At 69.5% G+C, this 13,029-nt stretch carries 12 protein-coding genes and 1 riboswitch; of the genes, 6 read left to right on the top strand and 6 right to left on the bottom strand.

The window, feature by feature from the left end; genetic code table 11:
* Nucleotides 1–13: 13 nt before the first annotated feature.
* Complete coding sequence (locus tag BHQ18_RS15970; protein WP_084294112.1) at nt 14–886, bottom strand: exodeoxyribonuclease III; 873 nt, start codon at nt 884–886, stop codon at nt 14–16.
* Between BHQ18_RS15970 and BHQ18_RS15965 the strand changes: the two genes are divergently transcribed.
* Nucleotides 885–1,727, top strand: coding sequence for an epoxide hydrolase EphH (locus BHQ18_RS15965; RefSeq protein ID WP_205866121.1), 843 nt, complete (start codon nt 885–887; stop codon nt 1,725–1,727). The genes BHQ18_RS15970 and BHQ18_RS15965 overlap by 2 nt on opposite strands.
* A gap of 10 nt (nt 1,728–1,737) precedes the next feature.
* On the opposite strand, the gene BHQ18_RS15960 is transcribed toward BHQ18_RS15965, so the two are convergent.
* A complete protein-coding gene (locus BHQ18_RS15960) occupies nt 1,738–3,993 on the bottom strand; it encodes an NADP-dependent isocitrate dehydrogenase (RefSeq protein WP_069414609.1) in 2,256 nt (751 codons plus the stop codon).
* A 214-nt stretch (nt 3,994–4,207) separates the two neighbouring features.
* Nucleotides 4,208–4,329, top strand: a riboswitch (SAM riboswitch).
* A 45-nt stretch (nt 4,330–4,374) separates the two neighbouring features.
* On the opposite strand from BHQ18_RS15960, the gene BHQ18_RS15955 reads away from it, so the two are divergent.
* From BHQ18_RS15955 to erm, 4 genes are all read left to right on the top strand, one after another.
* Nucleotides 4,375–5,721 carry a bifunctional o-acetylhomoserine/o-acetylserine sulfhydrylase gene (locus BHQ18_RS15955; protein WP_069414728.1) on the top strand — a complete coding sequence of 449 codons (1,347 nt, stop codon included), beginning with the start codon at nt 4,375–4,377 and terminating at the stop codon, nt 5,719–5,721.
* The gene (gene metX / locus BHQ18_RS15950) at nt 5,721–6,854 is read left to right on the top strand and encodes a homoserine O-acetyltransferase MetX (protein WP_069414608.1); all 1,134 of its coding nucleotides are present in this window, start codon (nt 5,721–5,723) and stop codon (nt 6,852–6,854) included. The genes BHQ18_RS15955 and metX overlap by 1 nt, the downstream gene beginning before the upstream one ends.
* 7 nt (nt 6,855–6,861) lie before the next feature.
* Entirely contained in the window at nt 6,862–7,593 is a 732-nt protein-coding gene (locus BHQ18_RS15945; protein ID WP_069414607.1) for a class I SAM-dependent methyltransferase, read from the top strand.
* Between the two features lie 216 nt (nt 7,594–7,809).
* Nucleotides 7,810–8,610, top strand: coding sequence for a 23S ribosomal RNA methyltransferase Erm (gene erm, locus BHQ18_RS15940; protein WP_069414606.1), 801 nt, complete (start codon nt 7,810–7,812; stop codon nt 8,608–8,610).
* On the opposite strand, the gene BHQ18_RS15935 is transcribed toward erm, so the two are convergent.
* The 3 genes from BHQ18_RS15935 to BHQ18_RS15925 all read right to left on the bottom strand — a co-directional run bounded on the left by BHQ18_RS15935 (nt 8,545) and on the right by BHQ18_RS15925 (nt 11,348).
* Nucleotides 8,545–10,080: an MFS transporter gene (locus BHQ18_RS15935; RefSeq protein ID WP_069414727.1), complete on the bottom strand. Its 1,536-nt coding sequence runs from the start codon at nt 10,078–10,080 to the stop codon at nt 8,545–8,547. The genes erm and BHQ18_RS15935 overlap by 66 nt on opposite strands.
* Nucleotides 10,081–10,200: 120 nt before the next feature.
* The gene (locus BHQ18_RS15930; RefSeq protein WP_069414605.1) at nt 10,201–10,494 is read right to left on the bottom strand and encodes a DUF3017 domain-containing protein; all 294 of its coding nucleotides are present in this window, start codon (nt 10,492–10,494) and stop codon (nt 10,201–10,203) included.
* Nucleotides 10,491–11,348 carry a bifunctional methylenetetrahydrofolate dehydrogenase/methenyltetrahydrofolate cyclohydrolase gene (locus BHQ18_RS15925; protein ID WP_205866120.1) on the bottom strand — a complete coding sequence of 286 codons (858 nt, stop codon included), beginning with the start codon at nt 11,346–11,348 and terminating at the stop codon, nt 10,491–10,493. The genes BHQ18_RS15930 and BHQ18_RS15925 overlap by 4 nt, the downstream gene beginning before the upstream one ends.
* Before the next feature lie 27 nt (nt 11,349–11,375).
* Here BHQ18_RS15925 and BHQ18_RS15920 point away from each other — a divergent pair, with 27 nt between their 5' ends.
* Nucleotides 11,376–12,626, top strand: a complete 1,251-nt coding sequence (locus BHQ18_RS15920) for an NADH:flavin oxidoreductase (RefSeq protein WP_069414604.1) — start codon at nt 11,376–11,378, stop codon at nt 12,624–12,626.
* On the opposite strand, the gene BHQ18_RS15915 is transcribed toward BHQ18_RS15920, so the two are convergent.
* On the bottom strand, nt 12,599–13,012 hold the full coding sequence (locus BHQ18_RS15915) for a hypothetical protein (protein ID WP_131815695.1): 414 nt from the start codon (nt 13,010–13,012) through the stop codon (nt 12,599–12,601). The two genes, BHQ18_RS15920 and BHQ18_RS15915, sit on opposite strands and share 28 nt — an antisense overlap.
* Nucleotides 13,013–13,029 lie beyond the last annotated feature (17 nt).

Raw genomic sequence — 13,029 nt, 5'->3', positions numbered from 1 at the left:
TCGACCGATCATGTCACGACCGGTATTCCACGGTGACCGGTGCATGGTCGGACCAGCGCAGCGCATAGGCCGCCGCCCGCTCCACCCGGGCGCTGACCGCGCGCCGCGCCAGACCGGCGGTCGCCAACTGGTAGTCGATGCGCCAGCCGGCGTCGTTGTCGAAGGCCCGGCCGCGCCACGACCACCACGCGTACGGGCCCGCGACGTCGGGATGCAGTTCGCGCACGACGTCCACCCAGCCGGAGGCGAGAAGCTCGGTGAGCCACTGCCGTTCGGCGGGCAGGAAGCCGGACTTCTTGATGTTGCCCTTCCAGTTCTTGATGTCGTTCTCGGTGTGCGCGATGTTCCAGTCCCCGCAGACGACGGCGTCGCGGCCGCCGGCGCGCAGCACCGCCATCCGCCCGGCCAGTGCGGCCATGAACCGTTCCTTCTCCAACTGGAACGGGGTGTCGGCCTCGCCGGTCGGGACGTACACGCTGGCGACGGTGACCCCGGCGGTGTCGACCTCCAGGTAGCGGCCGTGCTCACCGAACTCCTCGGAGTCCAGCAGCCGGGTCGCCTCGATCGGATGCCGCGACAACACCGCCACCCCGCTGCGGCCCTTGACGTGGGGTTCGGCCGACGCGACCAGCCAGCCTTCGGCGACGGCCGGGGCCAGCGCCTTGGCCACCTGTTCGTCGTCGGCCCTGGTCTCCTGCAGGCACACCACATCGGCGGTGGTGTCGGCCAGCCAGGGCAGCAGCCCGAGGTTCTCGGCGGACCGCTGCCGGACCGCGGCGCGGATCCCGTTGACGTTGATGGTGCTGACGACGAGCGAGCTCACAGCGGCAGACCATACCGACCCACTTGACGGTACCGGCGGTATCACCTTACTGTCGGGCAGCATGGCTGGAACGTCTCCGCGCGACCCGATCCACCTCGGCTCCGGACAGCCGATGCTGTTGCTGCACCCGTTCATGATGTCGCAGAACGTGTGGAAACAGGTCGCGCCACTGATTGCTGACACCGGTAGGTACGAGGTGCTGGCGCCGACGCTGCCCGGCCACAACGGCGGGGTCAAGGGCCGGTTCTTCCTGGACACCGCCGAACTGGCCGACGACATGGAGCGCCGGATGGACGCGCTCGGCTGGGACACCGCCCACATCGTCGGCAACTCGCTCGGCGGCTGGGTGGCCTTCGAACTCGAGCGCCGCGGCCGCGCCCGCACGCTGACCGGGATCGCACCGGCGGGCGGATGGCACCACTACAGCCCGGTCAAGTTCGAGATCGTCGCGAAATTCGTTGCGGGCCTGCCGATCTGGCTTGTCGCCAAGCTGCTCGGGCAGCGCTCGCTGCGGCTGCCGTATGTCCGCCAGCTCGGATACGTCCCGATCAGCGCCAGCGCCGACCGGCTCACCGACGAGCACTGGCACGACATCATCGACGACGTCACCCACTGCCCGGCGTACTACCAGCTGCTGCTCAAGTCGCTGCTGCTGCCGGGCCTGCTCGAACTCACCGAGGCCGCGACACCCACGCACCTGGTGATCTGCGAGAAGGACCGGGTGCTGCCGCATCCGCGGTTCACCCGCCACTTCACCGACCACCTGCCCTCGGACACCCGGGTCACCCACCTCGACGGGGTCGGGCACATCCCGATGTACGAAGCGCCGCAACAGGTCGCGGACCTGATCGTCGAGTTCGTCGACGGGTACGCGGCGCCGCCGCGCGAGGCGCTCGGCGGCTGATTGCGCCCGGCTATCCCTGGGTGACCGGGGCCTCGGTCGCGCCCTCGAGCACCGAGTTCAGCGTCTTGCTGGGCCGCATCACCGCGGTGGTCTTCTCCGCGTCCGGGTAGTAGTAGCCGCCGATGTCGACGCTGTCGCCCTGCACCTCGGCGAGCTCGTTGACGATGGCGTCCTCGTTGTCGCCCAGCGCCTTGGCCAGCTCCGCGAAGTGGCCGGCCAGCTCGCTGTCCTCGCTCTGGCCCGCCAGTTCCTGCGCCCAGTACATCGCCAGGTAGAACTGGCTGCCGCGGTTGTCCAGCTCACCGGTCTTGCGTGACGGACTCTTGTTGTTGTCCAACAGCTTTCCGATCGCCGAGTCCAGCGTCGTGCCAAGCAGCTCGGCGCGCTTGTTGCCGGTCTTGCGGCCGATGTCCTCGAAACACGCACCCAGCGCCAGGAACTCGCCGAGCGAATCCCACCGCAGGTGGTTCTCCTCGACCAGCTGGTGCACGTGCTTGGGCGCCGAACCACCGGCCCCGGTCTCGTACATGCCGCCGCCGGCCATCAGCGGGACGATCGAGAGCATCTTCGCGCTGGTGCCCAGCTCGAGGATCGGGAACAGGTCGGTCAGGTAGTCGCGCAGGATGTTTCCGGTCGCGGCGATGGTGTCCTGGCCGCGGATCAGCCGCTCCAACGTGTAGCGCATGGCCCACACCTGCGGCATCACCTGGATGTGCAGGCCCTCGGTGTCGTGGTCGGCCAGGTAGGCCTTGACCTTCTTGCGCAGCTCCACCTCGTGCGGGCGCTCGGTGTCCAACCAGAACAGCACGGTCATGCCCGACGCGCGGCCGCGGTCGACGGCCAGCTTCACCCAGTCGCGGATCGCGGCGTCCTTGACGATCGGCATCCGCCAGATGTCGCCCTCTTCGACGTTCTGGGTCAGCAGCACCTCGCCGGTCTCGTTGTCGACGATGTCGGCGACGCCGTCCTCGGGAATCTCGAAAGTCTTGTCGTGGCTGCCGTATTCCTCGGCCTTCTGCGCCATCAGGCCGACGTTGGGCACGGTGCCCATCGTGGTCGGGTCGAACTGGCCGTGGGTCTTACAGAAGTTGATCATCTCCTGGTAGATCCGCGAGAACGTCGACTCCGGGTTGACGGCCTTGGTGTCCTTGGTGCGCCCGTCTGCGCCGTACATCTTGCCGCCGAGGCGGATCATCGCCGGCATCGACGCGTCGACGATCACGTCCGAGGGCGAGTGGAAGTTGGTGATGCCGCGCGCCGAATCGACCATCGCCAGCTCCGGGCGGTGCTCGTGCACGGCGTGGATGTCCTGGATGATCTCCTCGCGCTGCGAGGCGGGCAACGTCTGGATCTTGTCGTACAGATCCGACATGCCGTTGTTGACGTTGACGCCGAGTTCCTCGAGCACCTTCTGGTGCTTGGCGAACGCCTCCTTGTAGAACACCTTGACCGCGTGGCCGAACACGATCGGGTGGCTGACCTTCATCATGGTCGCCTTGACGTGCAGCGAGAACATCACGCCGGTCTTGTAGGCGTCCTCGATCTGCTCCTCGTAGAACGCGATCAGAGCCTTCTTGCTCATGAACATGCTGTCGATGATGTCGCCCTCGTCGAGCTTGACCTCGGGCTTGAGGACGACGGTCTCACCGCTTTTGGTCTTGAGCTCCATCCGGACGCTGCGGTTCTTGTCCAGCGTCAGCGACTTCTCGCCGTGGTAGAAGTCACCGCCCTTCATGGTCGCGACGTGGGTGCGCGACGCCTGCGACCACTCGCCCATGCTGTGCGGGTGCTTACGCGCGAACTCCTTGACCGCCTTGGGGGCACGACGGTCCGAGTTCCCTTCGCGCAGAACCGGGTTCACCGCGCTGCCGAGAATCTTGCCGTACCGTTCCTTGATCGTCTTCTCTTCGTCGTTCTTCGGCTCGCCCGGATAGTCCGGCAGGTCGTAGCCCTTACCGCGCAGCTCCTTGATCGCGGCCAGCAGCTGCGGCACCGAGGCGCTGATGTTGGGCAGCTTGATGATGTTGGTGTCCGGGTCCTGGGTCAGCTCACCGAGGCGGGCCAGGTTGTCGGGCACGCGCTGCTCCTCGGTCAGCCGGTCGGAGAACTCGGCGAGGATGCGGGCGGCCACCGAGATGTCGCTGGTCTCGACGTTGATCCCGGCGGGTTCGGTGAACGTGCGGATGATCGGCAGGAACGCGTACGTCGCCAGCAGCGGCGCCTCGTCGGTCAGCGTGTAGATGATGGTCGGCTGCTCGGCAGTCATTCAGTGTTCTCCCGGCTCGTCGTCGGTCAGGCCTAGACAGGTCTCAGTCAGGTTTCGGTGGTATCAGTCGCCTACCAGTATTGCTCCGCACCCGACGCTAGGTGTGAGCCAGGGGGTCCGGCCCCGCCGCTGTGATCTGGCTACTGACCAGTAGCTTCCGCTGCGGCAAGCACGCGCTGGCCCGCTGTCGGGAAGGTGCGCTAGGCTTCTTATCGGTCATGAGCGCCAGCGACAAGCCCCGGCTTGCTGGCCGGCAACCCTCCAACCGCGGTGGGGTGCCCCGGGTGATGACCAGGTTGAGTGACCGTTAACGACGGTCGCCGGCAAGCGCGGGTCCGTTGTGACGGACCCCCCGAGAGCCAGATGGAGGTCCGTTTCCGCATGAGCACGCCACAAGACCCGACTGCCAACTGGGCGTTCGAGACCAAACAGGTCCACGCCGGGCAAACCCCCGACGTCGCCACCAACGCGCGGGCGCTGCCGATCTACCAGACGACGTCGTACGTGTTCGACAGCACCGACCACGCGGCGGCGCTGTTCGGTCTGGCCGAGACCGGCAACATCTACACCCGGATCATGAACCCGACGCAGGACGCCGTCGAGCAGCGCATCGCGGCGCTCGAGGGCGGGGTGGCCGCGCTGTTCCTGGCTTCCGGTCAGGCTGCCGAGCATCTCGCGATCCTCAACATCGCCAACGCCGGCGACCACATCGTGTCCAGCCCGCGGCTCTACGGCGGCACCTACAACCTGTTCCACTACACGTTCCCCAAGATCGGCATCGAGGTCAGCTTCGTGGAGGACCCCGATGACCTCGACTCGTGGCGGGCGGCGGTGCGGCCGAACACCAAGGCGTTCTTCGCCGAATCGATCTCCAACCCGAAGATCGACATCCTCGACATCCCCAACGTCGCGGCGGTCGCCCACGACGCCGGTGTGCCGCTGATCGTCGACAACACCATCGCCACCCCGTACCTGATCCAGCCGCTGGCCCACGGCGCCGACATCGTCGTGCACTCGGCCACCAAGTACCTCGGCGGGCACGGCACCGCGATCGCCGGGGTGATCGTCGACGGCGGCACGTTCGACTGGACCAGCGGGCGGTTCCCCGGCTTCACCGAGCCCGACCCGAGCTACCACGGTGTGGTGTTCGCCGAGCTCGGCCCGCCGGCGTACGCGCTCAAGGCGCGGGTGCAGCTGCTGCGCGACCTGGGTTCGGCGGCGTCGCCGTTCAACGCGTTCCTGGTCGCCCAAGGCATCGAGACGCTGAGCCTGCGCGTCGAGCGCCACGTCGCCAACGCGCAGAAGGTCGCCGAGTTCCTCGACGGGCACGACGACGTGCTGTCGGTCAACTACGCGGGTCTGCCGTCGTCGCCGTGGTACGAGCTGGGAAAGAAGCTGGCGCCCAGGGGCACCGGGGCGGTGCTGGCGTTCGAGCTGGCCGGCGGCGTCGACGCGGGCAAGGCGTTCGTCAATGCGCTGACCCTGCACAGCCACGTCGCCAACATCGGCGACGTGCGCTCGCTGGTGATCCACCCGGCGTCGACCACGCATGCGCAGCTGTCGGCCGAGGAGCAGTTGGCCAGCGGTGTCACCCCCGGCCTGGTCCGGCTGGCGGTCGGCATCGAGGGCATCGACGACATCCTGGCCGACCTCGAGCGGGGTTTCGCCGCGGCCAAACCGTTCAGCGGGTCGGGCGCCGCGGACCCCAACACCACGGCAGCGTTCTGATGACGCTCTCTGACCTGGAAGTCGAGGTGCCCCTTCTGAACCTGCCCGCGGAAGGCGAGATCGGCGTGGTCGACATCGGCCCGCTGACGCTGGAGAACGGTGCGGTCATCGATGACGTGTCGATCGCCGTGCAGCGCTGGGGCGAACTGTCGCCGCAACGCGACAACGTGGTCGTCGTGCTGCACGCGTTGACCGGCGACTCCCACATCACCGGTCCGGCCGGCCCCGACCACCCGACCGCCGGCTGGTGGGACGGCGTCGCGGGGCCCGGCGCCCCGATCGACACCGACCGCTGGTGTGCGGTGGCCACCAACGTGCTCGGCGGCTGCCGCGGCTCGACCGGCCCCAGCAGCCCGCATCCGGACGGCCGGGCGTGGGGTTCGCGGTTTCCCGCCGTGTCCATCCGCGACCAGGTGACCGCCGACATCGCCGCGCTCGAGGCGCTCGGCATCACCGAGGTCGCCGCGGTCGTCGGCGGTTCGATGGGCGGCGCGCGGGCGCTGGAGTGGATGATCGGACACCCGGACCGGGTGCGCGCCGGGCTGGTGCTGGCTGTCGGCGCGCGCGCCACGGCCGACCAGATCGGCACCCAGAGCTCGCAGGTCGCGGCGATCAAGGCCGACCCGAACTGGTGCGGCGGCGACTACTACGACACCGGGCGCACGCCCGAACTCGGGATGGAGATCGCCCGCCGGTTCGCCCACCTGACCTACCGCGGCGAGCTCGAACTGGACAACCGGTTCGCCAACGACGCCCAGACCGGTGAGGACCCGGCGCTCGGCGGCCGCTACGCGGTGCAGAGCTACCTCGAACACCAGGGCCGCAAGCTGGTCTCCCGGTTCGACGCGGGAACCTATGTGACGCTGACCGATTCGCTGTCCAGCCACGACGTCGGCCGCGGCCGCGGCGGGGTGGAGGCCGCGCTGCGCGGCTGCCCGGTGCCCGCGGTGGTCGGCGGCATCATCTCCGACCGGCTGTATCCGATCCGGCTGCAGCAGGAGCTGGCCGATCTGCTGCCCGGCTGCGACGGCCTCAGCATCGTCGACTCGATCTACGGGCACGACGGGTTCCTGGTCGAGACCGACGCGGTGTACAAGCTGATCCGCCAGACGCTGGAGCTGGCCTCGAAATGAGCCCGCGGTGAGCCGGCCGGAGCAGGACCGCTCGCTGTCCTTCGGTGCGGAAGCCGCGGCCTACGAGCGCGGCAGGCCGTCGTATCCCCCCGAGGCCATCGACTGGCTGCTGCCGCCGGACGCGCGCAAGGTGCTCGATCTGGGTGCGGGCACGGGCAAGCTGACCACCCGGCTCGTCGAACGGGGGCTCGACGTCATCGCCGTCGACCCCATCCCGGAAATGCTTGAGCTGCTGAGTAATTCGCTGCCCGAGACGCCCGCGCTGCTGGGGACCGCCGAGGAGATCCCGCTGGCCGACGACAGCGTCGACACCGTGCTGGTGGCCCAGGCGTGGCACTGGTTCGACCTGGAACGCGCGGTCAAGGAGGTGAGCCGGGTGCTGCGGCCCGGCGGGCGCCTGGGCCTGGTGTGGAACACCCGCGACGAACGGATGGGCTGGGTCAAGGACCTGGGCGACGTCATCGGCCACGAAGACGACCCGCTCAGCCACGCGGTGACGCTGCCCGAACCGTTCACCGGGGTCGAGCGCCACCAGGTCGAGTGGACCAGTTACCTGACCCCGCAGGCGCTCATCGACCTGGTGGCCTCGCGCAGCTACTGCATCACCTCGCCGGAGAAGGTGCGTACCCGCACGCTGGACCGCGTCCGCGACCTGCTCGCCACGCACCCGGCGCTGGCCAACTCGACGGGGCTTGCGCTGCCGTATGTGACGGTCTGCATCCGCGCGACGCTGGCCTGACTTCGCCGAGTGGCCACTTATTCGACACAAATGGGCTTGCAACGCGGCATAACTGGCCGCTCGCGTGCTGAATAATCGGTTGAGCCCGCCGCCGGAGTCACCTAGCGTCGAGTCCATGTCAGCGTCGATGAGGTTGCGCACCGCCTAGCGGCGGACGTCGACCTGCTCTCTCGTCCGCCGCCGCAGCGACATTGTCCCGGCGTCCGCGGAGCCTTCGTGCCTTCTCCTCATCATGGCCGACATGAGTTCGGCCAGAACTTCATTCGTGACCGACGCGTCATCAACACCATCGTCGACCTCGTCGCGCAGACCACCGGGCCGATCATCGAGATCGGCGCCGGCGACGGCGCGCTGACGCTTCCGCTGCAGCGGCTACGGCGGCCGTTGACCGCGATCGAGGTCGACGCGCGTCGTGCGGTGCGACTCGATACTCGAACCGCGGCGACGACGAATGTGGTGACAGCCGATTTCCTGACCTACCGGCTGCCCGCCACACCGCACGTCGTCGTGGGCAACCTGCCGTTTCACCAGACGACCGCCATGCTGCGCCGACTGCTGCACTCCCCCGGCTGGACCGACGCTGTCCTGCTGGTGCAGTGGGAGGTGGCACGGCGCCGGGCGGGTGTCGGCGGCGCGACGATGATGACCGCGCAGTGGTGGCCCTGGTTCGAATTCGCTCTTGCGCAACGTGTCCCGGCCGCCGCGTTCACCCCGCGCCCGGGTGTCGACGGCGGCCTGATCACGGTCCGGCGGCGGGCCGACCCGCTCGTCGACCACCACGACAGGCACCGGTATCAGCGGCTCGTGCACCGGGTGTTCACCGGGCGCGGACGCGGTATCGCGCAGATCGTCGGCGGCGTGGCGCCCCGCGACGTCACCCGACGGTGGCTGCGGGACAACCGGATCCGCGTCGACGCGCTGCCGCGTGACCTGTCGGCCCCGCAGTGGGCGTCACTGTTGGATCTGTCCGACGGGCCGCGTGATCGAGGCGATCGCGGCCACCGCCAGCGCCGCTGAGGCCGACAGCACCGCCAGCACCGCGGTCGAGGAGTGCAGCCCGCTCAGGAAGGCCTGCTGGGACGCCTCGAGGATCGGCAGCCCGCCCGGGCCCATCGACTCCGCGATCGCCACCGCCTTACCGAAACCGTCGGCGACCTGCTGTCCGAGCGGCGGCGGCAGATCCGCCAGCGCGGTGCTCACCTTGGAGGTGTAGCGGTCGGCCAGCACCGAACCCGCGACGGCCATCCCGACCGCGGCCCCCAGTTCGCGGGTGGTGTCGTTGATCGCCGACGCGACGCCCTGCTCCTCGTCGCGCAGCGCCAGCATGATCGTCGAAGTCGCCGGCGCGGTGGCCAGACCGATGCCCGCGCCGATGATCACCGACGACACCAGCAGATGCAGGTATGACGAATCCTGTTGCAGCGACAGCATCGAGGCGAAGCCGACCGCGATCACCGCCAACCCCGCCGCCGACAGCCGGCCGGCCCCCCAGCGGGGCACGAACCGGTGCGAGAGCACCGACAGCGCGACCACCGGAACCGCGAACGGCGCGAACGCACCCGCCGCGGTCAACGCCGAGTAGCCGAGCACCAGCTGCGCGTACTGCATGCCGAGGTAGAAGAACCCGAACGTCGCGGCGAACAGCGCGGTGATCGTCACCGCGCTCGCGGCGAGCGGGCGGTCGGTGAACAACCGCGGATCCAGCAGCGGCGCCCGCATCCGCAGTTCGGCGAGCACGAACAGGCCCGCGGCGAGCGCACCGCCGACCAGGCAGCCGACGGTCCGCCAGTCCGTCCAGCCGCGCGACGGCGCCTCGAGAAGCCCGTACACCACCAGCGCGACCGCGACCGCGATCAGCACCGAGCCCAGCCAGTCGACACCGCGCTGCACCCCGTCGGCGTCAGCCGAAAGCGCCAGCGCCGCAAGCAGAACCACGACGCCGGCGACGGCAAGCGCCCAGCAGATCGCCTGCCACTGCCCGTAGGCGAGCACCAGCCCGGAGCCCAGCAGGCCCAGCACGCCGGCGCATCCGGCCACCGCCGCCCAGATGCCGATGACCTTGGAGCGCTGCTCGGTCGGATATGCCCGCGACAGCAGCGACAGCCCGGCAGGCATCACGAATGCGGCGCCGGCACCGGCGACCATCCGCGCCGCGATGATCTGCGTCGGCGCGTCGAAGAACACCGGCGCGGCCGAGGCGACCGAGAACACCGTCAACCCGGCGAGCAGCGCGGTCCGGCGGCCGTAGCGATCGCCGATCGCACCGGCCGGCAGCAGCAGACAGGCCAGCACCAGGGTGTAACCGTCGACGATCCAGTTCAGCTGCGTCTGGGTGGCCGAGGTGGCGGCCGCGACGTCGCCGAGCGCGGTGTTGAACGCCACCATCGAGCCGACCACCACCGCGACGCTGAGGCACCCGACGACCAGCGGCAGCACCCGGGACGTCGGTGGACCCTCGACTCTCGGCGCCGGCGATACCTGCGTCATCCCCACTCCTTTGCACCCGGCGACCGCGACTCGTCAGGGATTCGACGCAGAAGCGATGCGGGATGGGTGCCCGGCGAGGGTTTTCCGAAACGCGCGGCAGTCTCGGCGCGGAAGGCGGGGTCAGCTGGTGCCCAGCGGGTCGATCGTCCACGCGATGTAGAGCATCGCCGCGCTCACCACCGCCGTGGTGACGACGTCGATCGTGCGGGAGCGCACCGCGAGCAGGCCGGCGCGCTCGTCGCTGAGCAGCAGCCGCAGCCCCGCCGCCACCCCGACCGCGATCGCCATCACCAGCGCGCCGCGCCGCCAGTAGCCGGTCACCACCAGACCGAACGCGGCGGCCATGCCCAGACCGACCAGCCAGAACGGCCACTGGCCGGTGAAGACCTTGTGCGCGAACTCCTTCGGGGTCACCTCGCCGCGAGCGCCTCCGCCCGCTCGACGACGTTCGTCAACAGGAACGCCCGGGTGAGCGGCCCGACGCCGCCGGGGTTGGGCGACACATGGCCTGCCACGTCCCACACGTCGGGGTGCACGTCGCCGACGAGCTTGCCGTTCTCGTCGCGACTGACCCCGACGTCGACGACGGCCGCGCCCGGTCGCACCATCTCCGCGGTCACCATGTGCGGCACCCCGGCCGCGGCGATGATGATGTCGGCCTCGCGGGCCAGTTCGGGCAGGTGCCGGGTCGCGGTGTGGCACAACGTGACTGTCGCGTTCTCCGAGCGGCGGGTCAGCAGCAGCCCCAGCGGCCGCCCGACCGTCACGCCGCGGCCGATGACCACCACGTGGGCGCCGGCGATCTCGACCTCGTAGCGGCGCAGCAGGTGCACGATGCCGCGCGGGGTGCACGGCAGCGGCGCCGGCTCGTTGAGCACCAGTCGGCCCAGGTTCGTCGGGTGCAGGCCGTCGGCGTCCTTGCCCGGGTCGACACGCTCGAGCGCGGCGTTCTCGTTGAGGTGCTTGGGCAGCGGCAACTGCACGATGTAGCCGGTGCACTCGGGGTTGGCGTTGAGCTCGTCGAGGGTGGCGTCGAGTTCGGCCTGGCCGATGTCGGCGGGCAGGTCGCGGCGGATCGAGTTGATGCCGACCTTCGCGCAGTCGGCGTGCTTACCGCGGACGTAGGCCTGCGAACCGGGGTCGTCGCCGACGAGCACCGTGCCCAGCCCGGGTGTCCGCCCGGCCTCGGTCAGCTTCGCGACCCGCTCCTTGAGGTCGATGAAGATTTCGTCGCGCGTGGCCTTGCCGTCCAATGTGATCGCACCCACGGGTGACAGTCTGGCATGCTCCTGAGCATGGACACGGCGATGAGCCTCTCGGGTGAAGAGCAGAGCAATCAGCCCAATGTGTTCTCCCCGGCCAAGCTCGGCCCGGTGACGCTGCGCAACCGCATCATCAAGGCGGCGACGTTCGAGGCGTCGACGCCGGACGCGCTCGTCACTGACGAGCTGATCAACTACCACCGGCTGCCCGCCGCCGGCGGGGTCGGCATGACGACGGTGGCGTACTGCGCAGTCGCCCCCGGCGGGCGCACCGACGGCTGGCAGATCTGGATGCGCCCCGAGGCGGTGCCGGGACTGAAGCGGCTCACCGAGGCGGTCCACGCCGAGGGCGCGGCGATCAGCGCGCAGATCGGCCACGCCGGCCCGGTGGCGAATGCCCGGACCAACAAGGCCGGGGCGCTGGCGCCGATCCGCTTCTTCAACCCGCTGTCGATGCGGTTCGCCAAGAAGGCCACCCGCGACGACATCCGCGAGGTCACCGAGGCGCACGCCAACGCCGCACGGCTGGCGATCGAGTCGGGATTCGACGCGGTGGAGATCCACCTGGGCCACAACTACCTGGCCAGTTCGTTCCTCAGCCCGCTGCTCAACCGCCGGTCCGACGAGTTCGGCGGCTCGCTGGAGAACCGCGCCAAGGTCGCGCGCGGCGTCGTGATGGCGGTGCGCCGGGCCGTCGAGAAGGAGGGCACCCCGATCGCGGTGACCGCCAAGCTCACCATGTCGGACGGGGTGCGCGGCGGCATCAGCGTCGAGGAGTCGCTGCAGACCGCGAAGTGGCTCGAGGAGGACGGCGGGCTGGACGCGATCGAGCTGACCGCGGGCAGTTCGCTGGTCAACCCGATGTACCTGTTCCACGGCGCCGTCCCGCTCAAGGAGTTCGCGAACGCGTTCAAACCGCCGATCCGCTGGGGCATCCGGATGACCGGCAAGAAGTTCCTGCGCGAGTACCCCTACCGCGAGGCGTTCCTGCTCCGCCACGCCCGGCAGTTCCGCGCCGAGCTCAAGATGCCGCTGATCCTGTTGGGCGGCATCACCAACCGCGAGACGATGGACCTGGCGATGGCCGAGGGGTTCGAGTTCGTCGCGATGGGCCGCGCGCTGCTGGCCGAGCCCGACCTGCTCAACCGGATCCAGGCCGACAGCACGGTGAAGTCGATCTGCGATCACTGCAACAAATGCATGCCGACGATCTACAGCCACACCCACTGTGTGCTGACCGGGGCGCCGGACAACTATCAGCCCGTCGGCCGCGGCTCCACGTAGGCCACCATCGGCTCGGTGACGAGCACCCGATCCCCCTCGGTCACAACGAGTTCCTTCGCCGAGAAGGTGTAGGCCACACCGTCGTTGCGCGCGCTGTAGACGCCGGAGCCGACGCGGTCGGCCGCCACGGTGAGCAGCGCATCGTCCCGTAACCGCAGCCCGCGGTACTCGTAGCCGTCGCTGTCCTTGCAGATCACCACCAGCGCGCTGGCGGTGCGGCCGAACGCCACGCCCGCCGACGGTGTCGCGCAGCGGGCCTGGGTGCCGACGAAACCACGGTCGTCGATGGCGACGGGACCACCCTGCGCGTCGACCGTCGGCGCCAGCACCGCGGCGGCCACGCAGAGCCCGGCTACGCCGAGGAACAGCAGGGGTGTTCGAGACACCATGCCCAATGGTGACC

The sequence above is a fragment of the Mycolicibacterium flavescens genome (assembly GCF_001722335.1).
GTDB classification, from domain to species: domain Bacteria; phylum Actinomycetota; class Actinomycetes; order Mycobacteriales; family Mycobacteriaceae; genus Mycobacterium; species Mycobacterium flavescens.
The sequence above is the reverse complement of the archived record's forward strand: the minus strand, read 5'-3'. Positions and strand labels throughout refer to the sequence as shown.

Excerpts from the sequence above, each read along its gene's own strand:
- BHQ18_RS15955 (WP_069414728.1), top strand. The coding sequence starts at position 4,375 with ATGAGCACGCCACAAGACCCGACTGCCAACTGGGCGTTCGAGACCAAA.
- BHQ18_RS15970 (WP_084294112.1), bottom strand. The coding sequence starts at position 886 with ATGCTGCCCGACAGTAAGGTGATACCGCCGGTACCGTCAAGTGGGTCG.
- BHQ18_RS15935 (WP_069414727.1), bottom strand. The coding sequence starts at position 10,080 with ATGACGCAGGTATCGCCGGCGCCGAGAGTCGAGGGTCCACCGACGTCC.
- BHQ18_RS15920 (WP_069414604.1), top strand. The coding sequence starts at position 11,376 with ATGGACACGGCGATGAGCCTCTCGGGTGAAGAGCAGAGCAATCAGCCC.
- metX (WP_069414608.1), top strand. The coding sequence starts at position 5,721 with ATGACGCTCTCTGACCTGGAAGTCGAGGTGCCCCTTCTGAACCTGCCC.
- BHQ18_RS15960 (WP_069414609.1), bottom strand. The coding sequence starts at position 3,993 with ATGACTGCCGAGCAGCCGACCATCATCTACACGCTGACCGACGAGGCG.
- BHQ18_RS15965 (WP_205866121.1), top strand. The coding sequence starts at position 885 with ATGGCTGGAACGTCTCCGCGCGACCCGATCCACCTCGGCTCCGGACAG.